The 24,071-nt window shown below is 41.4% G+C and carries 28 protein-coding genes and 1 pseudogene; 25 read left to right on the forward strand and 4 right to left on the reverse strand.

The genetic code is table 11. The features are described from left to right. Nucleotides 1-165: 165 nt before the first annotated feature. From ACWF5P_RS02145 to ACWF5P_RS02200, 12 genes are all read left to right on the forward strand, one after another. On the forward strand, nucleotides 166-867 hold the full coding sequence (locus ACWF5P_RS02145) for a UTRA domain-containing protein (protein WP_434167580.1): 702 nt from the start codon (nucleotides 166-168) through the stop codon (nucleotides 865-867). A 279-nt stretch (nucleotides 868-1,146) separates the two neighbouring features. Beyond that, a complete protein-coding gene (phnG, locus tag ACWF5P_RS02150) occupies nucleotides 1,147-1,572 on the forward strand; it encodes a phosphonate C-P lyase system protein PhnG (protein ID WP_434167579.1) in 426 nt (141 codons plus the stop codon). A gap of 14 nt (nucleotides 1,573-1,586) precedes the next feature. Then, the gene (gene phnH / locus ACWF5P_RS02155) at nucleotides 1,587-2,204 is read left to right on the forward strand and encodes a phosphonate C-P lyase system protein PhnH (protein WP_434167578.1); all 618 of its coding nucleotides are present in this window, start codon (nucleotides 1,587-1,589) and stop codon (nucleotides 2,202-2,204) included. Continuing rightward, on the forward strand, nucleotides 2,186-3,322 hold the full coding sequence (locus ACWF5P_RS02160; protein WP_434167577.1) for a carbon-phosphorus lyase complex subunit PhnI: 1,137 nt from the start codon (nucleotides 2,186-2,188) through the stop codon (nucleotides 3,320-3,322). The genes phnH and ACWF5P_RS02160 overlap by 19 nt, the downstream gene beginning before the upstream one ends. Further along, entirely contained in the window at nucleotides 3,315-4,169 is an 855-nt protein-coding gene (locus ACWF5P_RS02165; protein WP_101223008.1) for an alpha-D-ribose 1-methylphosphonate 5-phosphate C-P-lyase PhnJ, read from the forward strand. The genes ACWF5P_RS02160 and ACWF5P_RS02165 overlap by 8 nt, the downstream gene beginning before the upstream one ends. After that, entirely contained in the window at nucleotides 4,170-5,015 is an 846-nt protein-coding gene (locus ACWF5P_RS02170; protein ID WP_434167576.1) for an ATP-binding cassette domain-containing protein, read from the forward strand. Between the two features lie 30 nt (nucleotides 5,016-5,045). Beyond that, nucleotides 5,046-6,224 carry a phosphonate metabolism protein PhnM gene (gene phnM, locus ACWF5P_RS02175; protein WP_434167575.1) on the forward strand — a complete coding sequence of 393 codons (1,179 nt, stop codon included), beginning with the start codon at nucleotides 5,046-5,048 and terminating at the stop codon, nucleotides 6,222-6,224. A 22-nt stretch (nucleotides 6,225-6,246) separates the two neighbouring features. Then, the gene (locus tag ACWF5P_RS02180; protein ID WP_434167574.1) at nucleotides 6,247-6,960 is read left to right on the forward strand and encodes a phosphonate C-P lyase system protein PhnL; all 714 of its coding nucleotides are present in this window, start codon (nucleotides 6,247-6,249) and stop codon (nucleotides 6,958-6,960) included. Nucleotides 6,961-7,088: 128 nt separating this feature from the next. Continuing rightward, nucleotides 7,089-8,123: a phosphate/phosphite/phosphonate ABC transporter substrate-binding protein gene (gene phnD, locus ACWF5P_RS02185; protein ID WP_452444540.1), complete on the forward strand. Its 1,035-nt coding sequence runs from the start codon at nucleotides 7,089-7,091 to the stop codon at nucleotides 8,121-8,123. A 27-nt stretch (nucleotides 8,124-8,150) separates the two neighbouring features. Further along, nucleotides 8,151-8,939: a phosphonate ABC transporter ATP-binding protein gene (gene phnC / locus ACWF5P_RS02190; RefSeq protein WP_101223003.1), complete on the forward strand. Its 789-nt coding sequence runs from the start codon at nucleotides 8,151-8,153 to the stop codon at nucleotides 8,937-8,939. Further along, nucleotides 8,929-9,714 carry a PhnE/PtxC family ABC transporter permease gene (locus ACWF5P_RS02195; protein ID WP_452444541.1) on the forward strand — a complete coding sequence of 262 codons (786 nt, stop codon included), beginning with the start codon at nucleotides 8,929-8,931 and terminating at the stop codon, nucleotides 9,712-9,714. Before phnC ends, ACWF5P_RS02195 begins: the two co-directional genes overlap by 11 nt. Nucleotides 9,715-9,773: 59 nt before the next feature. Beyond that, nucleotides 9,774-10,586: an ABC transporter permease subunit gene (locus ACWF5P_RS02200; protein ID WP_434169710.1), complete on the forward strand. Its 813-nt coding sequence runs from the start codon at nucleotides 9,774-9,776 to the stop codon at nucleotides 10,584-10,586. A 177-nt stretch (nucleotides 10,587-10,763) separates the two neighbouring features. Here ACWF5P_RS02200 and ACWF5P_RS02205 read toward each other — a convergent pair whose 3' ends face one another. Further along, entirely contained in the window at nucleotides 10,764-11,267 is a 504-nt protein-coding gene (locus tag ACWF5P_RS02205; RefSeq protein WP_137018093.1) for a DinB family protein, read from the reverse strand. Between the two features lie 357 nt (nucleotides 11,268-11,624). After that, nucleotides 11,625-12,221 (reverse strand): TetR/AcrR family transcriptional regulator, encoded by a 597-nt coding sequence (locus tag ACWF5P_RS02210; RefSeq protein WP_157831023.1) that lies wholly within the window; start codon nucleotides 12,219-12,221, stop codon nucleotides 11,625-11,627. Between the two features lie 370 nt (nucleotides 12,222-12,591). Between ACWF5P_RS02210 and ACWF5P_RS02215 the strand changes: the two genes are divergently transcribed. The 5 genes from ACWF5P_RS02215 to ACWF5P_RS02235 all read left to right on the forward strand — a co-directional run bounded on the left by ACWF5P_RS02215 (nucleotide 12,592) and on the right by ACWF5P_RS02235 (nucleotide 17,478). Then, the gene (locus ACWF5P_RS02215; RefSeq protein WP_101222999.1) at nucleotides 12,592-13,347 is read left to right on the forward strand and encodes an SDR family NAD(P)-dependent oxidoreductase; all 756 of its coding nucleotides are present in this window, start codon (nucleotides 12,592-12,594) and stop codon (nucleotides 13,345-13,347) included. Nucleotides 13,348-13,508: 161 nt separating this feature from the next. Next, complete coding sequence (locus ACWF5P_RS02220) at nucleotides 13,509-14,771, forward strand: MFS transporter (protein WP_452444542.1); 1,263 nt, start codon at nucleotides 13,509-13,511, stop codon at nucleotides 14,769-14,771. Nucleotides 14,772-14,918: 147 nt separating this feature from the next. Beyond that, the gene (locus ACWF5P_RS02225) at nucleotides 14,919-15,587 is read left to right on the forward strand and encodes a YdeI/OmpD-associated family protein (RefSeq protein WP_452444543.1); all 669 of its coding nucleotides are present in this window, start codon (nucleotides 14,919-14,921) and stop codon (nucleotides 15,585-15,587) included. 116 nt (nucleotides 15,588-15,703) lie between these two features. Continuing rightward, on the forward strand, nucleotides 15,704-16,714 hold the full coding sequence (locus ACWF5P_RS02230; RefSeq protein ID WP_452444544.1) for a permease: 1,011 nt from the start codon (nucleotides 15,704-15,706) through the stop codon (nucleotides 16,712-16,714). After that, complete coding sequence (locus ACWF5P_RS02235; protein WP_434167569.1) at nucleotides 16,714-17,478, forward strand: TIGR03943 family putative permease subunit; 765 nt, start codon at nucleotides 16,714-16,716, stop codon at nucleotides 17,476-17,478. Before ACWF5P_RS02230 ends, ACWF5P_RS02235 begins: the two co-directional genes overlap by 1 nt. Nucleotides 17,479-17,540: 62 nt before the next feature. Here ACWF5P_RS02235 and ACWF5P_RS02240 read toward each other — a convergent pair. After that, nucleotides 17,541-17,639 (reverse strand): annotated as a pseudogene (locus ACWF5P_RS02240) (hypothetical protein); the annotation flags it as partial. Between the two features lie 121 nt (nucleotides 17,640-17,760). On the opposite strand from ACWF5P_RS02240, the gene ACWF5P_RS02245 reads away from it, so the two are divergent. Then, a complete protein-coding gene (locus ACWF5P_RS02245; protein WP_230176719.1) occupies nucleotides 17,761-18,201 on the forward strand; it encodes a ferritin-like domain-containing protein in 441 nt (146 codons plus the stop codon). Between the two features lie 162 nt (nucleotides 18,202-18,363). On the opposite strand, the gene ACWF5P_RS02250 is transcribed toward ACWF5P_RS02245, so the two are convergent. Continuing rightward, entirely contained in the window at nucleotides 18,364-18,534 is a 171-nt protein-coding gene (locus ACWF5P_RS02250; protein ID WP_452444545.1) for a hypothetical protein, read from the reverse strand. Nucleotides 18,535-18,671: 137 nt separating this feature from the next. Between ACWF5P_RS02250 and ACWF5P_RS02255 the strand changes: the two genes are divergently transcribed. From ACWF5P_RS02255 to ACWF5P_RS02285, 7 genes are all read left to right on the forward strand, one after another. Continuing rightward, nucleotides 18,672-19,127 (forward strand): RrF2 family transcriptional regulator, encoded by a 456-nt coding sequence (locus tag ACWF5P_RS02255; RefSeq protein WP_101222993.1) that lies wholly within the window; start codon nucleotides 18,672-18,674, stop codon nucleotides 19,125-19,127. A gap of 74 nt (nucleotides 19,128-19,201) precedes the next feature. Continuing rightward, a complete protein-coding gene (locus tag ACWF5P_RS02260) occupies nucleotides 19,202-19,912 on the forward strand; it encodes a DsbA family oxidoreductase (protein WP_101222992.1) in 711 nt (236 codons plus the stop codon). 131 nt (nucleotides 19,913-20,043) lie between these two features. After that, nucleotides 20,044-20,325: a hypothetical protein gene (locus ACWF5P_RS02265; protein ID WP_452444546.1), complete on the forward strand. Its 282-nt coding sequence runs from the start codon at nucleotides 20,044-20,046 to the stop codon at nucleotides 20,323-20,325. 372 nt (nucleotides 20,326-20,697) lie between these two features. Beyond that, on the forward strand, nucleotides 20,698-21,513 hold the full coding sequence (locus ACWF5P_RS02270) for a uroporphyrinogen-III synthase (protein ID WP_101222990.1): 816 nt from the start codon (nucleotides 20,698-20,700) through the stop codon (nucleotides 21,511-21,513). 13 nt (nucleotides 21,514-21,526) lie between these two features. Then, entirely contained in the window at nucleotides 21,527-22,975 is a 1,449-nt protein-coding gene (gene cobA / locus ACWF5P_RS02275; protein WP_452444547.1) for a uroporphyrinogen-III C-methyltransferase, read from the forward strand. Nucleotides 22,976-23,180: 205 nt separating this feature from the next. Continuing rightward, a complete protein-coding gene (locus ACWF5P_RS02280; RefSeq protein ID WP_157831021.1) occupies nucleotides 23,181-23,354 on the forward strand; it encodes a hypothetical protein in 174 nt (57 codons plus the stop codon). A gap of 170 nt (nucleotides 23,355-23,524) precedes the next feature. Further along, complete coding sequence (locus tag ACWF5P_RS02285) at nucleotides 23,525-23,938, forward strand: DUF4064 domain-containing protein (protein ID WP_452444548.1); 414 nt, start codon at nucleotides 23,525-23,527, stop codon at nucleotides 23,936-23,938. The last annotated feature ends 133 nt before the right edge of the window (nucleotides 23,939-24,071 follow it).

Consider the following 24,071-nt stretch of genomic DNA (forward strand, 5'->3'; position numbering starts at 1 on the left):
AAAGACTGAACATGATGTTGTATTGAGAAAAATCCATAAAATAAGCATTCCTTTCGTTCTGGTAATTGACCAGGACTTTTTTTTTACAAGAAAATCATGGTAGCTTCATATTTTCTCATTACACTGACAGTAACAAAGAAAAATATATGTAAAGGGGGATTTTTGTTGGCGGAAAAAAACTTTTTAGTTGATCATTTGATATCTGAAATTAAGAGTGGAACCTTTCAATCGGATAAAAAGTTACCTTCAGAGCATATACTCGCCGATCAATTTAATGTACCAAGAATGGTTGTCAGGAAGGCATATGAGCAGCTTCAAGATTTAGGCTTTATCTATTCAAAGCAAGGTAAAGGAAGTTATGTCCAGGAAACAAAAAAACAAATTCCGTTAATTCTATCCGGAGATGTTAGTTTCACCGAGAAAATGAAAGAATTTCAGTTTTCCTTTCAAACGAGTACTATTTTTTGCGAAGAAATTTCTTATGATCAGAAGATCTTTCAAAGACTCGGGTTGGAAAGTGATGACAAGGTCTTTAAAATTGGCAGGCTTAGGTTAATGGACGATTTCCCGATTGCTCTTCATACATCTTTTGTAGCAAAATCAACATTTCCTGAAATAGAAAAGGACGGTCCGGATATAACCTCCATGTTTCAATATTATCGGCAGCGTGGCTTTGTAGAATTCGGATCCAGCAGCAGCACGTTGAATGTGATTTTTCCTACTTTATTCGAACGGGATATTTTGCAGTGTTCAAGTTTAATTCCACTTTTGCAAGTGGAATCAGTATGCCAGGATAAGCGAAGTAATCAAGTCCTTGAGCACACGGTCATAATCTATCGGAGCGATTGTTTCACATATGTTATATAAAAACTTCCATTCCAGATATCGGTCGAATTCACTAGTAAATGCCCTGAATTCACGAGTAAAAGTAAGAAACTCACGAGTAAATGTCCCGAATTCACGAGTAAAAGTACGGAGATCACGAGTAAATGCTCCGAATTCACGAGTGAAGCACGAAATTTGAATAATGTAGGTCCGGCTTTAACAAATTCCATACAAGATTTACTCTTTCTTAACGTACGTTCACTTGGCAACAAGATACATTGAAGATGTTAGCTTGAAACTAAAACATTGGAGGCCAATGGAATGAGAAGAAGGGAAAGAACCGAGATTTTGATACAAGGCTCTGAGGACATTGCAAAGGAATTTGCCAAGGAAATAACAATGAAATATAAAGTTACCGTCATTCAAAAGCCAGAAAGTGCCCTCGTGTTGCTAAAGACAAGGGAAACGGCAAAAAAGAGCTTGTTTTATCTAGGGGAAATGCTGGTGACAGAATGCACGGTCCAAATCCAGGATTCAATCGGGATTGGTATCGTTAAGGGACATCGGGAAGAGCTGGCACAAAGTTTAGCGATCATTGATGCTGCTTATCAGGCTGATCTTGGAGAAACAAGATTATGGTCACATGCTTTAGAAAATGAGAAGAAGAATATACAGAAAAATCTTCAAGAGCTGAATCGATCAATCTTAAGAACCAAAGTTAATTTTGAAACTATGGATGTTCAATAAGAGGGGGGAAAGCAATGAATTTGGATGTAGTTCATGATATACAAACTGTTTATAGAAAGCTTGTAACGGCGACTTCAAGACCTGGAAATTTAGTGGTTTTGGAGAGGGAAGCCAAGACATTGGATGTTCAAATGGAATGCTTATCTTCTACTATTCTGCTTGCACTTACTGTACTTGACCCTGAAGTGACTTTTAATGTCATTGCAAAGGAGGGGGAGGCGGTGTCAAGAATGATCAATCAGCTTACTTATTCGAAGCCTGTCGATTTGCCGGAAGCGGATTTTATTTTTATTTTACATGATGCCTCCGAGGAGCAAATGAAGGAAGCGATAAATAAAGCAAAGATAGGAAATCTGTTGAATCCCCATGAATCGGCAATGATCATTCTAGAAGTGCCGGATATAACGAAAGGGGATTCAATGATCCTTTCAGGACCGGGAATTCAAGAGGAATCATTCATAAGCCTCCCGAATGTCTCCGCCTGGCTTGGTGCAAGGAACGAAAAAAACATAGAATTCCCGTTAGGAATCGATATGTATTTTGTGGATCAAAAAGATCGTTTAATAGCTTTACCGAGAACGACTCAAATCAAAGAAAATGGGGGTGAGATTATATGGGATATGTTGCAGTAAAGGGAGGAACAAAGGCGATTGAGGAATCCATCAAACGCTTAAAGTATGAACGGGTCAAAAAAGGGACGGCTATAGAGCTGCATAAGATTGAAGCTGGGATGAGAGGGTTGATTGATCAGGTTATGTCAGAAAGCAGTTTGTATGATCAATCACTGGCTGCACTTGCTATTAAACAGGCTGAAGGCAATCCGGAAGAAGCTGTTTTCCTCTTGAGAGCTTATCGATCCACTTTGCCGCGAAAGCATGTTTCAAGAGTGATCAGTTCTGAAAATATGAAGGTGGAAAGGCGAATTTCAGCTAGTTTTAAGGATGTACCTGGCGGGCAGATTTTAGGTGCAACAACCGATTATACACATAGGTTGCTAGATTCGGAGCTGGAAAATGAATCGGATATAAGCATTCAAGGCTGGTTACGGGCTTTTCAAGAAGAAAATCGTTCAACGGAATATCAGAGCCAAATGGATGATTTAAATTCTCTGCCTAAAGTTTTGGAATACCTAAGAAGTGAAGGCTTATTAGCAAGCTGTGAAAACAATGATTTGCAGCCTGGGGATGTGACAAGGAAAAGTCTGGAGTTTCCTTCAATGCGGAGTGAACGCCTTCAAATTTTAACAAGAGGCCAAACCGGTGCAGTGACATCGCTTGCTTATGCAGTCATTCGAGGATATGGTGCACTGCACCCCACAGTAGGGGAGTTGCGCGTAGGCCAGCTGCCAGTTCATCTCGATCACCCGTTGCTGGACGACGGGCAAGAGGAAGATAGCTATTATATTGGGGATTTCACAGCAACTGAGACAGAGATGCTCATTCCGCTTACGGTAGAGAAAGAGCAAGGCAAAAAAGAAATAGAGTTTGAAGTTGGCTATGGCATGTGCATGGGACAAAATGAAACGAAAGCAATCGCAATGGGCATCTTGGATAATTGCCTGGAAAAACCCAACAAGGAGTTTCCAAGTCACAACGAGGAATTCGTTCTATATCATATAGATTCAGTGGAATCAACGGGTTTCATCTCCCATTTGAAGATGCCTCATTATGTTACGTTCCAGTCCAAGCTTGATAGCATTCGGAAGTCGAAAGATAAGACCACAGAGCAGGAGGTTGGATTGTATGAATAAGACCTATAATTTTGCATTTTTTGATGAAGGGTCGAAACGGGAGATTAGAAGGGCGACACTGAAGGCGATTGCCATTCCGGGTTATCAAGTCCCATTCGCTTCAAGGGAAATGCCGATTGGGCGTGGTTGGGGCACAGGCGGCCTGCAGTTGACATTGTCATTGATTGGAAAGGATGACGTCCTTAAGGTAATCGACCAAGGTTCGGATGAATCCGTTAATGCCGTTAACATAAAAAAACTCGTATCTGATACTACTGGGGTAAGGACAACGGATAGCACAAAAGAAGCCTCTTTAATCCAGTCTAGACACAGGGTGCCGGAAGTGCCGCTGCAACGAGACCAGATTTTAATTCTTCAAGTTCCGTTACCGGAACCTTTACGGAATTTTGAACCGAGCGAACATGAAACGAAAAAGCTGCATGCTGAGAGAGAGTATAGCGGAGCATGGCTTATGTTATTTGAACAAATTATGAAGTACGGAATAATGGCGACTGATGCAGACCATCCGGTGATGGTTCGCGACAGGTATGTCATGGCACCAAGTCCTATACCAAGGTTCGATAATGCCAAGCTGGACGATAATGAAGCGCTCATTTTGCTAGGTGCAGGCAGGGAAAAAAAGGTATATGCAGTACCTCCATATACAAATGTATCATCTTTGGCATTTGATGATTATGAATTTCAAATCGAGTCTTTTGCAAATCATGCTTGCATTCTCTGCGGGTCCAACGATGTGTTTTTGGATGAACTTGTTGATGAGCAGTCAGGTGAAACGTATTTCCAATGCAATGATACAAGCAATTGCCTTGAAATGGTCAATCAAAAACAATCATTGGGAGTGAATTAAATGTCTGTGCTTGAGGTGCCCGTATTATCAGTTAAAAAAATGAACAAACAGTATGGTGACGGATGCTCGATATGCAAACATATGAAATCAGGAAAAGTGACGAAAAACTATTGTCACGAATGCGGGACGGTTTATGCCTGCAGAGATCTGACATTTGATTTGTATCAAGGTGAAGTTCTCGGAATAGTAGGGGAAAGCGGCAGCGGCAAATCCACTTTAATGAAAAGTTTGTATTTTGACGAAGAAGTGAAAGAGGGAGAACTGTATGTGGCTGGCTTTGAGGATGGAAAAAAGAACTTATTCATGGAGTCTGCCCAGAAAAAAAGATACGTTCGGAACCACCTGATGGGAAAGGTTTATCAAAACCCGATTCTAGGGTTGAAAATGGATTTCTCCTCGATAGGCAATATTGCCGAGAAGTTAATTTCAGCTGGGAACAGACATGTTGGCAGCATGGAATCAAGAGGCGCCGAGCTCCTGGAAGCAGTCAATATTCCCATTCATCGAATGAAAGAGGAACCAAGGAATTTCTCAGGCGGAATGCAGCAACGGGTCCAGATAGCCAAAGCATTGTCCAACAATCCACCCATACTGCTATTGGATGAGGTCACCACAGGTTTGGATTTATCAGTTCAAGCAAGTGTATTGGATTTAATTAAAGGCCTTCAAAGAGATTTGAATATTAGCATTGTATTGGTTTCCCATGATTTGGGCGTAATCCGAATGCTTGCAGACCGTACTCTCGTTATGCTGGAGGGTAAAGTAATCGAACAAGGTTTAACAGATCAAATACTCGAAGATCCACAGCATCCTTATACCCAGCAATTGGTACACTCGCTGCTGTAAAAGAAACTAAAGAAAATGGGGGAAGAGACATTGTTGCTGATTAAAAATGGAAAGATAATAACGGAAGACTCGATCCTGGTGGACCATGATCTCTTAATTAAGGATGATAGAATTTGCCGGATTGCACCTGTGGGAGAAATCGAAAGAAGTCCTGGGATGGAAGTGCTGGACGCTATGGGCGGATATGTTTCACCCGGTTTTATTGATCTCCATTCCGATTATATTGAACATATGACTGCGCCGCGCCCGACTTCTTTAATGAATTTTAATTTGAGCTTAAGAGAAACGGAAAAGGAACTGATTACGCACGGGATCACGACCATGTTCCACTCACTGTCGCTCTATAAATCCACTGAATACGCATATAAGCCAATTCGGGAGCCTGAGAATGTTAGGAAGCTTATTGACTTAATTGATCAAACACATAAGATGAAGCACCTAGTACGTCATCGGTTTCATGCCCGTTATGAAATCGATAATTTGGAAGATATTGATAGTCTAAGAGAATATGTTACGGAAAAGAAAGTGCATCTGGTTTCATTCATGGACCACACTCCAGGACAAGGGCAGTATCGGCATCTAGAGATTTATCGAAACACTTTAAGAGGGTATAACGATTATAGTGATGAAGCCATTGATGTCATGATCCGGACTCATCAAGTGAAGGAAAAGCTGACGATTGAAAGAATGAAGGAAATCGCACTGCTGGCAAGGGAAAACAATATTGCAGTTGCCTCACATGATGATGATTCAATAGAGAAGCTTGAATTGGTTCACAGCTTTGGAACGAGTATAAGTGAATTTCCAATCACACTTGAGATTGCCCGTAAGGCCCATGATATGGGGATGTATACTATAGCCGGTGCACCAAATGTGCTTTTGGGAGGTTCTCACAGCGGGAACTTAAGTGCCACTGAAGCCATTCAGGATGGAAGCATAGACATATTATGCAGTGATTATTACCCTGCAGCCCTTCTGCATTCAATGTTTGAATTAGTCGAAAACCATGGAATGGATCTTGTCGATATGTTTAAGCTAGTTACGTTAAATCCTGCAAAGGCAGTCAAGATGGAGGACGAAATTGGATCGATTCACGAAGGGAAAAAGGCTGACATACTTATTATTGAAAAAATTTCTGGTGATTTCCCTGTGATAACAACCGTGATTGTAGATGGAAAATTGATTCAAAAAACGAATTACAGGATATAAATTCTAGAAAGCGGGTGGCAAAGTGGAGAACATATTGGAGATCAATAATTTATCCAAGTCTTTTATTTTACATAATCAACGCAAGAATATCCATGCGGTCAGCAACATTACGATCAAAGTGAAAAAAGGCGAATTCATTGGCATTACAGGCAAGAGCGGCAGCGGCAAATCAACAATCCTAAAATCGGTTTACGGTACTTATCGGGTTCAAGTGGGAGACATCTGGTATGATTCTTCCCACTATGGTGCGATCAATCTGGCAAAAGCAACGGAAAGGGAAATGATTTACATGCGTAAGCATGAGATAGGTTATGTATCCCAATTTTTAAATGTCATGCCAAGAACGACAGCAAGGCAGCTCGTTACCGGGGCCATCCTTGAAATGGGACAAACCAGGGAAATGGCCAATACCGAAACAGAAAAAATCTTTAATCACTTTGAAATAGGAAAAGAGCTTTGGGACAGTTACCCTGCTACTTTTTCAGGAGGAGAGAAGCTAAGGTTAAATATAGCAAGAGCGATGGTGAAAAGGCCGCGGCTCCTTCTGTTGGATGAACCGACTGCAAGTTTGGATCACGATTCTAAAGTGAAGGTGAAAACCCTCCTTGAACAGCTAATGAACGAAGGAACGACAATGCTGGGCATTTTTCATGACTTGGAGTTCATGAATCGGTTAGTAACTAAGGAATATAGCATGCAGGATGGATGTTTTAATCATGCTATTCAAAAAGTTTAATGATGAATTCACACAAATTTTACTGAATATTCAGCCTCCTTAACGGCAGGTTAGTATTGTACCGGTATTGTTATATGGGAAGTGACTGAAATAAGAAAAGACTGTATAAAATGGAGGGGAGATTTAACGTGAAAAAATCGATGATGTCCATATTGATGTTAGTTAGTTTGCTGGTATTCACAGGCTGCTCTTCTAGTAGTTCAACAGGTGCAAATGAAGATGATACATTAACCATAGCATGGCTGCCAAATGAATCAGGGGAAGATTTAGGGGAAGCCCGCGATGAAATCGGGAAGATCTTAGAAGATGCCACAGGAAAGAAAGTCGAACATAAGACCACTACGGATTATAACATTGCAATCGAGGCAATTGCTAATGGAAACGCAGATATGGCATTCCTGGGAGCACAAGGATATATTGAAGCAAACAACAAAAATGATAGTGTTCAACCTCTAGTTGTTCCAAGCGGTGAATCAGGTACGTTGGATGATGCAGTCTATAATAGCTGGCTGGCTGTTCAAAATGCAGATGACTATAAAACTAACGACGAATATAAGATAGACGGTATCCAAGGGAAAAAGTTCTCTTTCGTATCAAATAGCTCTACATCTGGCTTCAAAGTTCCTTCCACAGGAATCGTTGATTATTTCTCGAAGCAAGATAAGTTTAAGGAATTAAAGGCCGAGGATTTATTGGAAGGCGGGAAAGATAAATTCTTCAGTGAAGTGCTTTATGGCGGTTCACACCAAGGATCCGCTGTAAATCTTTTGACCGGGAAAGCGGACGTGGCAGCTTTTTGTGACACATGTGTCAATAATTATGTGGAGCTGGCTGATGGGGAAGAGAATAAAGCAGGTGCCGTGTATAAGGTAAAGAAGGGTGCAGCTGAACCCTTTAACACAGTTGTAGATAAGACATTCTCACTCATTTCAGTGACACCAGTTTTGAATGCACCTTTCGTTGTTAACACGGAATTAGTCAGTGAGGAAACACGTGAAAAAATCCTTGAAACGTTGATTTCTGATGAAATGGAAAATAACGAGAAAGTTTTTATACCAGAAGACTCTAAGTTATCAGGGCTATTTAAAAGGGTGAGCGGAAAAGAAAGATTGGTAGAAGTTGAGGATGACTGGTTCAATCCAATTCGGGAATTATCTAAATAAAGGCAATACAATGTGGGAGGATCATACATGAAAACATTATTGGAAGTGAAAAATGTCTCAAAACATTTTGGAAATGGTACAAAGGCGTTATCCAATATTGACTTCACTGTGAAAGAAGGAGAGTTCGTTTCGATTATAGGGCCATCCGGTGCAGGGAAATCAACTCTCCTTCGATGCATCAATAGAATGATCGATGCTTCCAGCGGAGAAATCATTTTTGATAATGATCATGTATACAAGGTGAATAAAAGGGAGTTAAAGAAAGTACGCAGGAAAATAGGGATGGTTTTTCAACATTACAATCTTGTAAATAGATTAAGTGTGATTGAAAATACCCTCCATGGACGTTTAGGCTATAAATCTACACTGGCTGGAATCCTTGGCCTTTATAGTGAAGAGGAGAAACTTCAGGCTGCTAAAGTTCTCCAAATTCTCGGTCTGGAAGATCTAATCTATAAAAGGTCCGATCAGTTGAGCGGAGGCCAAAAACAACGGGTTGGTATAGCGCGGGCGCTTATCCAAAATCCTAAATTGCTATTGTGCGATGAACCGATTGCCTCTCTTGACCCGAATTCTTCCAAGGTGATCATGGATCATTTAAGGAATATCTGCTCTTCCATGGGAATCACAGTTGTTGTCAACCTGCATCAAGTCGATGTGGCCCTGAAATATTCGGATCGAATTATCGGTGTGAATGGCGGCAAAGTTGTTTTCAATGGCACAACTCAAAATATAACCTCAAATGATATCCATCAGATTTATGGATCGGATGAAGGAAAGTTGATTTTTGATTTGGGAGGTTCCCATGTCGGCTGATGTTTTTGCAAAAAAGAGAAGAAATTCACTTGTATTGTTTTTGCTCATTGGGGTTGCGACGGCTGTTTCCATCATCATTACCGAATTCAGCATCGCAAAAGGGGTTACTTCCGTTCCTAAGGCCATACAATGGTCGTTATCGAATTTTTATCCAACAAAGGATTCCCTTACCAAACTCCCGGACATTTTGATAAAGCTGAAAGAAACACTTTTAATATCCGTTGCTGCAACCACATTAGCGGGAATATTGGCCTTTGTATTTGCGATATTGGGTTCCAATACGACAAGGGTGAATGCCTTTTTCGGAGGTTTTAGCCGTGGGATAGCAGTTTTATTTAGGAATATTGATGTCTCAATATGGGCGTTGGTTCTGTTATTTTCATTTGGACAAAGTTCCTTGACCGGTTATTTTGCCTTGTTTTTCGGATCTTTCGGTTTTTTAACAAGGGCTTTTATTGAAACGATCGATGAAGTGAGCTGCAGTTCCGTAGAGGCTTTGCAGACAACCGGCGCAAGTTATCTAACCGTCATTTCGCAGTCTGTTATACCTTCAACCATTCCGCAAATGATCAGCTGGGTACTTTTTATGATTGAAACGAATATCAGGAATGCAACATTGGTCGGACTGCTTACAGGATCGGGTATTGGTTTTACGTTTAATCTTTATTATAAAAACTTGAGTTATGACATTGCCGGTCTTGTCGTCATTACGATCATCATTTCGATATTATCTATTGAATTGATCTCAAATTATGTGAGGAGGGTGATTTTATAATGCAGGCAGAGGGTCCAATCAAACCATTTCCTTCTCCTACTGGCCAGGATTTAGATAAAATGCTACTTGAACGGCTATCCAAAAAGCCCTTCTCGAAATCTTCAATCGCCATTAGGTTGTGTGTGCTGCTACTAGCAGTTTTGACCATATACGCTTTTGCCAGTTTTGATTATAAGGATGTTAAACTGTGGGACGCGCTATTATTGACCGTCGACAATTTGAAGACCATGTTTTTTGAGCCGCATCTGAAGCACTTTACCTTTACTCAAGCGCTTTATCAGGTGTCGATTACATTAGGTTTAGCCTTCTTGACGACAATATTTGGTGCAATCATTGCCCTGATGTTGGGACTTTTAGCGGCTGGAAATATCTCGTCCAAGCCATTATCGGTGATCATAAAGGGATCGGTTGCCCTGATTAGAGCCGTACCTACCGTGTTATGGGTCCTCATCTTTGCAGTCGCAGCAGGGTTGGGCAGTGTAGCGGCAGTTATAGGGATGACGTTTCACTCCATAAGTTACCTTGTAAAGGCCTACTCGGAATCCTTCGAGGAAATTGATAAAGGTGCTATAGAAGCCCTGCAAGCAAGCGGTGCGAATTGGTGGCAGATCGTGTTTCAAGTCATCATTCCATCTTCGATCACTTATATCATTTCCTGGACCTTCATGCGCTTTGAAATCAATTTTGCAGTGGCGGTTGCAATGGGCGCAGCGGCAGGCGCAGGAGGAATCGGCTTCGATATGTTCATGGCAAGTGGATTTTACTTTGACTTGAGTGAAATTGGAGCAATCACTTATTTTATCCTGATAATTGCAATCTGTCTTGAAATCTTCGCAACACAAATCAAAAGGAAACTAAAAGTATCATCTTGATATCGGAATGGTTAAATATGGGTTATGCCTATCAAACAATTTGGTGCAGCCCCTGACAGTCACGTTCGTTTCATAGTAAGCATGAAAGAAGACCACAAAATGAAGTGGTCTCTTTATTTATTGGAAATCGACTTAAATGCTGTACCCGGCTGATTACTAATGGAGTCATTGAATGGCTTATATAAGGGAGGACTTTATTTCTTGTATCTGTTTGATATGCCTTTGTTCATGTAAGGATAATAATTCTATCCATTGATCCAATGAGAGGTCCCCGAACAGGGGATGCTTGGCTTTCTTTCTGTTCAACAAGATATCTGAATCCATATCATAAAGAACCTGTAATAATCGATCTCTTGATTCTGCCAGCAAATCCATAAGGCTCGATAATTGAAAAGGGGTTGAAGAGGGTGAAATGACCTCAGGGGATGAGAATTTCCTTGTTCTATCAGTAACGAAGTAAATGTTTTTTTGAATGATATTATTAAAATCCCTTTCCCGAATGCCATTTGCTATAACTTCTGTAAAAACCTGTTCCGTAAGATATAAATGATGGCAAATTTGGGCGATGTTCCATACTTCAGGCACAGGCCTATGGTGGAGCATTTTTTCATCCAACTCCGTAATTTCCTCTATTAACTGTTTTCTTGATTCAAATAGCAAATCATACTCGATAAAATTCATGAGAACTCCCCTTTTGTGACACCCCCATATGAAAGCATCACTGAATTTTTTGATATAAGAAAAAACAAAGGGATATCTGATTGCATAAAGAATGCATAAAAACTACGGAAAAAACACCTGATTTAAAGTGGATTCATGATGATTGAAGGAGTGTGAGACTATGCTTTTAAGCAGGTTTTCTATTTTAAAAAGAGTGTTAAAAGATTTCTTATAGTACAACGAAAAGACATTGTTTATCGGTATTTATAATGTTTTGATTTGAGGTAGAAATACAGATCAAAAGTCAGGTCTGCATTTCTATGAGAATCATTTTTTCAGGAGTGTTGATACCCTAATGCCTATGCACATTACTTAAGTTTATGCCTGTAATTGACGCATTACTTGGTTAACGGAAACCTTAATGGGATGGATATCTTTTGAATTCCATAATAAAAGTCCTTGATTAAGTGAAATGAAGTAAATGGCCAGTTCCAACGGGTCACCATCCACAAAAATTCCATCCTGCTGTCCTTTACTGATAATACGGGCAATCCCTCTCATGGCTGTGGCGTATTTTTGATTCAATTCTTGTTTAATCTCATCAGGGAGCGTGTCGGAATGTTGGGCTTCAATAACAAGAACACGGCGGTCCAAGGCTTCCTCTGGTGAACCGGAAAAAGTAAGTTCAGTGAACCAAACCAGTTGATCCCAAGGTGTGCCTTTTCTATTTTCCGCTTCATTCACTGTTTCAATAAACATATCCATTACGTTCATGATAATGGAAACATAAATATTCTCTTTAGATTTGAAGTAATGGTAAAACAGTCCATGACTTAAATTCACGGATGAAGTAATATCACTGATTTTTGTTGCAGCAAAGCCCTTGCGTGCGAAAATCTTCAGTGCAGCACTGCTGATTTCTTCATAGCGTTGATCTCGGATTATCTTAAATTGTTCATCATTTTTTGGAGCCATCGTTGATTCCTCACTTGCTGAATAATATTTCATCGCTGATGCACATGGGTAATTTTAAAAAAACGACCGGTAGGAAATTTTTCTGTCCATAAACACTCTACCATATAAGTTTATCAAAAAAAATAGTGATGGGGCTTTTTAACATTCACTAACATATTCGATAGAAAAGGGAGGTTATCCTCGTTTTTCAGCGAATACTTTTTTGATTGACTCATCAGTCAACTTTTTGATTGACTTACAAGTCAACGTTTTATATTATTGGTTCATGCTAATGTGCATATTCACGATACTGATATAAAAGCTTGATATATGCATAGAGAAGCAGTTCATTGCATTTCAAAAAATACATGTATTAAAAGGGGATAGAAAAATGAGTAGACTTCAAGGGAAAACCGCTATCATCACTGGGGCAGCTGGCGGTATTGGTAAAGGTATGGCCATGGCTTTCGTTAAAGAAGGAGCAAAAGTGGCGATCATCGATTTAAATGAAGAGCTTGGGAACCAAACCATAAAAGAATTACAAGAATATCAACCGGAATCCATTTTCATTCAAGCTAATCTTGCAGAGCATGACAAATTGGCTTCGATCGTTAAAGAAGTGGCTGATAAATTCGGGAAAATTGATATCTTGGTAAATAATGCACACGCTTCAAGAATGGCTTCCATTGCTGACACAACACAAAAAGAATTGGATTTATCCTTTAATACCGGATTCTATCCAACCTTCTACTTCATGCAAGCTGCATTGCCATACTTAAAAGAAACACAGGGTAAAATCATTAACTTTGCATCAGGTGCCGGGATTAATGGTGATGTCAATCAAGGTACGTATGCAGCAGCAAAAGAAGCAATCCGTGGAATTACCCGTGTTGCAGCAAATGAATTCGGTCCATTCGGCATCAATGTAAATATCATTGCCCCGATTGCCAAATCACCAGGCATGCTTCAATGGGCAGAGGAGCAGCCAGAATATTATCAAAACATGCTTGCGAAAATTCCGCTAAGAAGACTTGGTGAGCTTGAAAGTGACATCGGACGTACAGCTGTATTCTTGGCAAGTGAGGATTCTGATTATATTACTGGTCAAACAATCATGGTGGATGGCGGTTCCATTAAACTACGTTAAGCGGATGCTAGCTGGGTGTTTTTGATGAATAAACAATAATTGGATATATGGAGTTAAGATAATGTCCATTAATAACCAGTAGTGTTATTTCAAATCGATGACGCTACTGGCTTTTACTGCGGGGATTTTGATGCAATACGAGAGCTTAGGGGGAAACATCAATGAGTGAAAAGAAAAAAATTCACTTTGCTTGGTGGCTATTAGCTGGATTGGCTATTATGGTCGGTATTGCCAAAGGCGGCATTATGACTGCAGGCGGATTGTTTTTGACACCTGTGTCAGAGGATTTGGGCATCGGGATGGGAAGCTTATCCTTGTACTTCAGCATTTCATCAATCGTCACCATGATTTTTCTGCCGATTGCAGGGAAAATGATGGCGAAATATGATATTAGAACAATATTGGTAATAGGAGTTATTTTACAAGCAGGATCATTTGCTATGTTTGGTTTAATGAATTCCGTATGGGGCTGGTACTTGTTCTGTATCCCTATGTCAATTGGATCAATTTTTGTCTGCCAAATGGCTGGGCCAGTATTGATCAATAATTGGTTTAAAAAGCATAATGGCCTGGCGATGGGAATCATGGTGGCTTCAGGCGGGTTATTCGGGGCAATCCTTCAACCAATGGCAGGTAATTTAATAGATAGCCAAGGCTGGAGAAATACGTATATCATTTTAGGTGTATTGGTGATGGCAATCGTAATACCAATCGTACTTTTAACGATCAGGATGGCCCCACAGCAAAAAGGTATGCAGCGGCTTGGGGAAGACGAATCTGAAAGTGATGAAAAGGCAATTCCTAAAGCAGTTACTAATAAAGGGGTTACAGCAGCAGTAGCAAGAAAATCCTCTGCATTTTATGCATTGCTCCTATTTTTCTTCTTTATAACGGCAATAGGAAGCTTTGGTCAGCATGTTGCACCATTTGCGATGGGCTTGGGCTATGATGTTACATTTGCGGGTAATGCAATGGGAGGCTGGTCGGTTGGTGTGTTATTAGGTGCTTTAGCCTTCGGTGTTCTTTCGGATAAAATTGGAGCGAAAAACACAGCACTCTTTGCGATGATAATAGGTTTGGTTCCAATTGTAATCCTTTTAGCCGTTCCGGAAAATTCAGCAATGTTTACATTGGCCATTGCTATCTATGGATTTGTAGTTGCATCTATCGGCACATTAGGACCGCTGCTGACAACTGCTTTGTTCGGCAATAAAGAATACAGTGAAATCTATGCTTCTGCTGTGGTAGGTTTAGCTGTCGCTGGTATTGTCGCTTTACCGGGATACGGTTATATCTTTGAATTCACAGGTAGCTATACATCCGTACTCTATGCGATCGCTATCATGTTAATCATCAATTTAGCTTTGATTATCCTTGCTTTCAAAGGAAAAAGGAAACTCGAGGTAGCTGGGCACTGGAATTGATTTTTTTCTAAGGGCATGAGCCAATATATTTAAAAAGGGCGGGAGCATTATTTCCCGTCCTTTTTCTCTTGAATAAGGAAAGTTGCTAACGCAATGGGGTGCTTATAAACTGAAGAGAGACAAAATGAACTGGGATGGTGAATGCCAATGGGCAAAACAATAGTCGAAAAACTGAATTTACATAAATATGAACGGGTAGCAGTCTTGAATCTGCCAGCCGGGGCGGATTATTTAAAAGAGCTGCCGGATTACGATACAGAGCTTAATGAAAGTGCCTATGATCTTATATTTGCCTTTGTATTGGATATGGGTTCTTTAAAAGGAATCGTGGATAAGGTAATCGAGAAGAATCATTTGAGTAAAAACGGCTATATTTATTTGGCGTACCCCAAGAAGGGGAATAAGGGTTATGCTACATATATTCATCGTGATGATCTGATGCAAGGCCTTGGTGCGGATGATGAAGGTTATGTTGGCTCGAGTGACCTGAAGTTTGCACGTATGGTTGGGTTGGATGATGTTTTTACGGTAGTCGGACTGAAAGAAGATTCGAAAAATAGAAACCGTCCATCTACCAAAGCAAGCCAATCAGTAGATGATTATATCGAAATGATTTCTGAAATTGAGAAAGATTTACACGATTCTCCTGATTTGCTTGCGTTCTATCAATCACTTACCCCAGGGTATCGCAAGGATTGGGCCCGTTACGTGTATAGTGCAAAACAAGAGTCGACCCAAGTGAAACGGCGCCAGGAAATGAAAATGATTTTAGGAGAGGGTTACAAGAGCAGGGATTTATATCGAAGAAATAAATGAGGGTGGGGAATGTCTACCATTCTCTTTTTTCTTGTTCTGATCATCCTATCAAAAGCATATACTAGACCGAATCCAAACTTAAATCGTAATAATTATGATTTGCGAGGTGGTTAAATATGCTTTTGAAACGCTACACGGGAAATTTGCTGTTAGTGATACTGCTGTTTTTGCTGCTGGCATTCTTTTTTCTAGGAGATGTATTCATTCCCAAAGCGATTGATTTCTCGGGCTACCCGATGCTTCACTCTGTATTCGTCGTGTTTTTGGGATTGTTTTTAGAATCGATTCCTTTCCTGTTCCTCGGGGCCATTGCTTCATCGTTCATCCAGCTGTTCATCAGTGAAGAAATCATTCAGCGGATGATACCAAAAAGACCCCTGACCGCCATTTTTGCATCGATAGCGGCGGCGCTTATCATTCCGGTTTGCGAATGTGCAATCATCCCGGTTGTCCGGAGATTGATTCAAAAAGGTGTCCCGGTCCATGCAGGTGTGGTCTTGCTCGTAACAGCCCCAATATTGAATGTCATCGTGTTCGGCTCAACTTATTATGCGTTCCAAAATAATCCTTCCATTCTATATGGAAGAATCATTCTTTGTGTCCTGACGGCCATAATCGCAGGTTTATTTATTCATTTATTCAGCACTAAAGATGTGGTGAAAGAGGACAAGCTGGAACTGGTACATGGGCATGAACATGATAGTCAGTCTCGTAAATGGACAAGCTTTATTGATCATACTTCACAGGAATTTTTTATGGTCGGAAGATACTTTATCATCGGGGCCTTGTTTGCCAGTGTATTTCAAGTGTTCATGGATCGATCTGTAATGGCCGATATTGGTCAAGCGCCAATAAAAGGCACGGCGTTGATGATGGGAATTGCATTTGTGCTTTCACTCTGTTCATCAGCAGATGCATTCGTTGCGGCCTCCTTTTCCCATAGTTTTCTGCCAGGCTCGATACTGGGTTTCCTTGTATTTGGCCCCATGCTGGATTTGAAAAATGTTTTGATCATGATGTCCTGTTTTAAACGGAGCTTCGTCTTCACGTATGTCTTGCTTGTTTTCGCAGTCGTCTTCAGCCTGTGCCTGATTGCAGGCGGATTGATCAGTAAGGGGGGCTTCTGATGAAACGTTTTTTTATCCAAAGACTTGAAGGATTGCTGCTGCTTGGACTTGGCCTCATGATCTTTAAATTGTATGTTTCAGGATATTTAACGAAATTGATTGCACCCAAAATGGTTCCATATGCATTGGCAGCGCTTTTTGCTTTTTTAGTGATCAGCCTTCTCCGAATGAAAAAACAAAAACAGGGTGAACAACATTGTGAGTGCGGATCGAATGGGGAGTCTTCCTCGTCCGCACTGGTCCTGAAATATAGTTTGTTCTTCATTCCGATTCTTCTTGGTTTCACCTTGACCGATTTTACATTAAGCGGGGAAGTGCTGGCGAAAAGAGGGATGGCGAAGCAGCAGGCACAGATGGTAAGTTCTTATGATTCAGGGAAACATGCGAATGGGGAGAAAATCTCCGTAACCGATGATAATTATTTTGAAGTGCTGGATGATTTACTGAACAACCTCGATACGATAGAGGGTAAGGAAATAGAGATTTCGGGGTTCATATACCGTGAGGATACATTTACGAAAAAACAAATGGCCATCTCCCGCCTCTCCATGTCCTGCTGTGTGGTCGATGCGACGTTATACGGATATATGGTAAACGGGAATGTGGAAGGAATGAAGACGAATGATTGGTATACGATTACAGGAACATTAAAAAAAGGAAGTTATAAAGGGGAACCCGTACCGGTGATCGATTTAAAAGAGTCGAATAAAATAAAGGCACCCGAAGAAGCTTATTTATATGAAAATGTACAAATCATTCAGTAGAAGTTGAAAACCCGGCAAAAGGATGTTTGCCGGATTTTCAACTGGTGTCGAAAGGGGTGTTTTGCCTGTACGAAGACACCCTTTTCATGTAAAAAGGCCTTAAAGCCATATATTCCATCATAAGATCCCATTCCTCTTTTATTTACACAGCCAAATGGCAGAAAACGTGGGCGGCGAGAGTTATCTTCAAATTCATTTTTTGAAGGCAAACATTTATTTGGTGGGCACCTGGTTCTCTGTTATTCATACTATATGGGATAAAGAACAGAGAGGGGTTATGCCATGTATGGGCATGATATGTATGAAGGTGATTGGAACAGACAGCAGGATATGTTGATTCAGCTTGAAAAGGCGATAAATGGCGAGTACAGTGCCATCCAGTGTTATGAGAAATTGGCAGCATTAGCGCCGGATGAAAAGCAGAGGAAACAAATCATTGAAATAAGGGAAGATGAAATAAAACATTTTCAAGCATTCACCCGGATATACAACAGCTTGACCGGGATGCAGCCACAGCCTAAAGTGACGGAACCATGCCCGGACTCCTATGCAGCTGGATTGGAATTTGCCGTTCAAGATGAACAGGAAACAGTAGATTTTTATCAGGATGTCGCAGATGGTGCGGCTGATAGAACCATTAGAAAGGCGTTCCGGCGTGCTGCCGCGGATGAACAAAACCATGCCGTCTGGTTTTTGTTTTACTTAGTAAAACTCAAAGGCTGATTCAATAGTAAGTAAAGTGAAAAAAAGCCAGGAGATTATCCTGACTTTTTTTCACTTTAGGACAGCTCCTGGTTCATCAATGTCCCCATGTAATGGATCGGGGTCGGATTGCTCTTATGCGGAATCATCTCTTTGACGATTCACCTGGGCTACGAAAAAATCCTAACTAACCAGTTTGTATACCGTATATGAAGCTCCGGCCCCCAGCGCAAGCAGCGCACCACCTATTGCAATGGGATGGGCTCCATCGGGGGCGAATGACTGGGCCGTTCCGGTCGTTCCCCAAAGCATTGCCCCAAGGATGACGAGTAAATAGGGGTATTTTTCCTTCATGGAAGTTATCCTGTAATAAAGAACTACTATTCAGACTATATGTTTGTGCCTATTAATTCAAAGGGGCCTATTTGTTCGAGAGAACGTAACATAGTATAATGGCCTTACAATGGATAAGAGTATAAGGGGGGATAATCTTGTCTTCAGGTAATCGAAACAATCAAATTGGGCCGCCGCGGTTCGCTATTGCCATTCACTCTCTGGTTTGGCTCGCACAAAGCGAAAAGCTCCTGACAAGTTCGGCAATCGCTTTAAAGGTGAAGTCACATGCCACTTTTTTAAGAAGGGTGATGGCTCAGCTTGCAGCTGAGGGGATCGTCGAAACAAAGGAAGGGCGGGAAGGCGGATACAGCTTGAAGGTGCCTGCCTCTCAGCTGACTTTGGCCGATGTGTATCAAGCGGTACGGCCGGAATGTCTTGTTTGTATGGAAACGAGCGAATGCGGTGAAGTCGGGAAACAGCTGGATACGGCTTTGGAGGAGATCATGAACGAAGCCGAAAAGGAAACATTGCGCCTGCTAAAGGGCTATACATTGGAAGAATTCATGAAAAAAGTCGACTTTACCAATTTTGAAAATGAGTGTCTAGGGTAATATCCTTGCAAGAGGATACCTAGGAATATATAATGTGCTTAATGCGATTGCATTTGAAATAAGGAGGTATTTACATGAAGGTGGAAATTTGGTCGGATTATCAATGTCCGTTCTGTTATATAGGAAAGCGTCGATTCGAAGAGGCGTTAAAGCAGTTTGAAAATAAAGAACAGGTAGAGGTTTCATTTCGGAGTTTTGAGTTGAACCCAGAAGCTGAACGGGATATCAATATGACTCAAAATGAAATGCTGGCCAAGAAATACGGCATGTCTCAAGCACAGGTGGAAGCAAACAGCCAAAACCTGACTCAACAGGCCAAAGAATTGGGACTCGATTATCATTTGGACAAAGTGGTCTTAACGAATTCGTTCGATGCCCACCGCTTGATGCATTTTGCTGAATCAAAAGGTAAAGAGAAAGAAATGAATGAACGCCTATTTAAAGCTTACTTTACGGAAGGCAAACATATTGGCGATCACGCTACATTGGCTAGTTTGGCTGAAGAGGTTGGCCTTGAAAAGTCCGAGACGGAGGCCATGCTGGCAGGAACGGCATTCACGGCTGAGGTTAGGGGAAATGAGCAAGAAGGAAGCCTGCTTGGTATTACAGGAGTGCCATTCTTCGTCATTAACCGCAAGTATGGAATTTCTGGTGCCCAGCCAACAGAAGCGTTCCTGGATACGCTAAAAAAAGTATGGGCTGAGGAAAATCCACTTACGATCGTGAATGATCCAGCAACAGGCGACGCTTGTACGGACGATTCATGTAACGTGCCGGAAAAATAATGAAGATATGAAGAAGGAGACCCGAAACTGGGGTCTCCTTTTTTACTTAAAAAGGAAATGTTATATATGGCAAAGAATATAGTGTACAGGATGGCTTTTCAAAAAAGTCCGAAATGAAAGGGAGCTAAATGGTGTATATAATGATTGGAATACTAGTCTTCGTGATTGCATGTGCAGTAACTGCCAAACTAATTTCCTATAAATATTGGACATGTATTTATTCAGCATTCGGGAATGAAAATTATTTTAAGGCGGTTGCGAAATTGGAAAGGGAAGGGATACAATTCAAAACGAAAACGCCTATGAATTTAGGCTCTGAAAGCTTTCAAAATCGCTATGAAACCACTCAATATGATGTTTTTGTGAAAAAAGAACAGAAACATATTGCCCAAAGGGCACTAAACAAGAATTAACAAAAGTAAATCGCTGTCCTGATGGCAGCTTTTTTATTGCCGGTGTTCAGGCAAACTATATCCCCTTACATAATTATTTTTAAATGATGAACACAGTATACAACCTGGAGTGAACTCCAGATTAGTTTTACTTTCTTGGAAAACTCACGAGTATTTGCTCCAAACTCACGAGTAAAAGCCCGAAACTTACGAGGGTGGGACTTAAAAAAAGCAAGGTGCTGCTAATTCATCTTTCGATTGATTTCATATAGGATAAAAGAAAGAAAAAGCGTTGATTTTGATATGGAATTGGTTTTTTATAGTTTCAAAGACTGAAAATTTGTATAATGGGTGAGATGGATTTAATTGAATGTACATATAGGAGGGGCATGGATGAGTAAGCTTAATGGCAGGACCGTTGCTTTATTGGGAGCAAGGAAGACGGAAGAACTTAGTAAAATCGTTCAAAATCTTGGGGGAGTCCCGCTCGTTCGCCCGGCACAGGGGACGGTATTCCTTGATGATTCCCATTTGGAAGAGGATGTCACCCGGTTGATGGAAGGGGAGTTCGATTGGATTATCCTCACGACGGGAGTGGGGACGGAATTATTATATAAAACGGCCGTGAAGATGGAAGCGGGAGATCGTTTCGTAGAAGCCTTGCAGTCTATGAAAATTGCAGCTAGGGGCTATAAAACGGTGAATATGCTGAAAAAGCTTGGCCTGCAGCCATTAATCCGTGATGATGATGGCAGTACGGCAGGGCTTGTTCGCAATCTGGAAGGCCATCTGCCAGGAGGTGTAAAGGTCGCTTTGCAGCTTCACGGCGATCCGGCGCCACTTTTGATGAACTGGTTGGATGAACAAAAAGTGGAGCATAAAGAAATCCTGCCATATGAACATATACCGCCCGAAAAGGAAACGATGCAGCAGCTGATCCAAGAACTCCTTGAAGGCAAAATCGATTCGGTTGTGTTCACGAGTGCACCGCAGCCGCGAAATTTAATGAGATTTGTCCGTGAACAAGGTGTGGAGGATAAGATAGCCGACCTGTTTGCATCAGATGTAATTGCTCTTGCGGTCGGAAAGGTAACGGCGCAGGTGGTAATCGATGAAGGGATCGAGCGGGTCATTTATCCTGAAGATCAACGGATGGGCAGTGCAATGGTGGAGCTGGTGAAATATTATCAGGGAATAGCAAGCAGATAGGGGTGAGTTCAGCATGGCCAATGGCAAGGTCTATTTTGTGGGTGCAGGTCCGGGTGATATGGGCCTGATTACCGTAAAGGGTCAAAAAGCGATTGAAAAAGCGGACGTCATTTTGTATGACAGATTGCTAAATCCCAAACTGTTGGAGGCTGCCACCCTCAAGTGTGAATTGATATATTGTGGCAAGACACCTTATACTACTGGCATCAGTCAAGGGGAAATCAATGAGCTGCTTGTTTCCAAAGCACAGGCAGGGCAGCGGGTCGTCCGTTTGAAAGGCGGTGACCCTGCCGTTTTTGGAAGAGTCGGGGAGGAAGCGGAATCGTTGAAGGATGAGGGAATCCCATTCGAAGTCATTCCGGGGGTTACGTCCAGCATTGCTGCATCGATATACGCAGGAGTACCCGTCACACATCGGGATTTCGGACGCTCCTTTGCGATGGTGACGGGCCATGACCGAACGAAGAAGGATATAGATTGGAACGGGCTTGTGAAAAGTATAGATACGGTCGCCTTTTATATGGGTGTGGCCAATCTTCCTTATATCCGTGAAAATTTGATCAATCATGGAAAGCCGGGGAACACGCCGGCACTCGTCATCCAATGGGGCACATATGGAAGTCAGGAAAGTGTCGAGGGGACCTTGGCTGATATCGTCGAAAGGGTAAGTGAAAGGTCGCTTGGCAATCCTGCGATCACCTTGGTCGGGGATATCATTTCACTAAGGGGCAAACTGCAATGGTTCGAAAAGAAGCCACTATATGGACAGCGGTTTTTAGTGGCCCGGACCGGAACGGCAAAGAGTTCCTTGGCAGAAGCCCTGCATGAACTTGGCGGCGAAGTCATCGAGTTTCCTAAATGGAATGTGGCAAAAGTGAAAATGGAAGAAAGTCAGCTGCTCTCTTTTCTTTCGTATGATCGAATACTCTTCACTTCCCCCGAAAGTGTCCATGGATTCTTGGATTCACTCACTGAACATGCTATTGATTTCCGACGGATTTCTTCGAAACTTTATGTGTTATCAAGGAAATCAAAAAAGGCTTTACAGCAACGGGGACTGATGGCAGAACTCAAATCCGAGATGGCGGAAGCCGGAACACTGTTGGTTGTCGGAGATCGAAACAGAGATCAAAGAGATCCGGACCATGGGGACGGAGACTATTTTCAATCAATCGATAAATTCGTCGATGAAAGATTCCTTGAAATACTTCCGAGAATGCTGGACGGGAAAGCTGTCGGAACGGTGCTTTTTTCGAATCGGCATTCTGTTGATATGCTGATGCAATATGGGAACAAGGCAGACGTGGATGTTGAAGGGCTGCTAAATCAAGCCTCCATTGGGGTAATCGGGGAAAGTACCGGAAATAGACTTAAAGACTATGGATTTACATTGGATATGATGCCCAATGAACCGTCTGTCGAACAATTGGTGGAGTTAATCGTGAATAGGTATGTTTTTTAGGCTCTGATAATAACAGAGTCTATTTCCTTTGGAGGGGCTTCGTTAATCATTCCTGCAGAACTGTTGTTTGCATTCAGTGTTATGGTCTATCGTGTTATCATTTAATTACGGGACATAACAAAATGCGGAAAGTTTAAAAAGGCATCACTTACTGCTTTTATTGGCCAGAATTGATGTTTACCATTCATAGACAGGGGGTGACTTAATGTTTAATATTGTTGATATTTTATGGCAATTATTCTACCTTGCCCTGCTAGTTCTGCTATTCGTAATGGTTGTGAAGTCGATCCGTTTCTTTATAAAACATATGACAAAAATGAATAACCTTGAAAATAAAAGAGATGAATTAAATGAACGATTGAAAAAGAAGGATGAGTGACGGCCGTATCTCCGGGTCGGTTTCCTGTTTGCGAGTTATGGCAGGGGTAGATTGGATTAGCCTTGCCAAATGGACGCTCGTAAGATTTTAAGAAGTAAAGAATAAAAGTCTTTTATTCCTTCCCGGATTGGGTATTATATATAAGTGACTTTTCCAGGGAGGCGAAGCAAATGAAACGGACATGGGAATACGTATTAAGTATCATAGGCGTGAGCATCGCTGCAATTTTTTTAATCGTGACGATCATAACGGCCGTTTATCTCAACAGTATCGATTTGAAAGAAATGGTGGACTACTCATTAATGACAGATTCTCAGGAGTTTTCTTCATCTGAGATAGATATGTCAGTCAAATTTTTTATGGGCTTATTATGGGCTGGAATCATATCGCTGTTCATTGCCTTGGCAGGCGGTTTGATCGCTATCTTTCTATTAAAAGGCGGCAAAGCGAAGGGAGCCGGAATCTTATTGATCATTACGGGCATTCTGACGATCTTTTATGTTTGGCCGCTTATCTTCTTCATCGTACCGGGAATCATGTGCCTTGTAAGGAAGCCGAGGGAAACGGTGGAAGTGATCGTATAATACGACACCATACATAGTTCTGTGATTTGAAAATAAAGGAGCTGGCCCGAAAATGCGGGTAAGCTCCTTTATTTGCTGTAAGGATATTATAGGAGTATATACCTTTTTATACCTGCAATAACCAGTCTATCAT

It is taken from the genome of Peribacillus sp. NPDC055009, assembly GCF_053608705.1.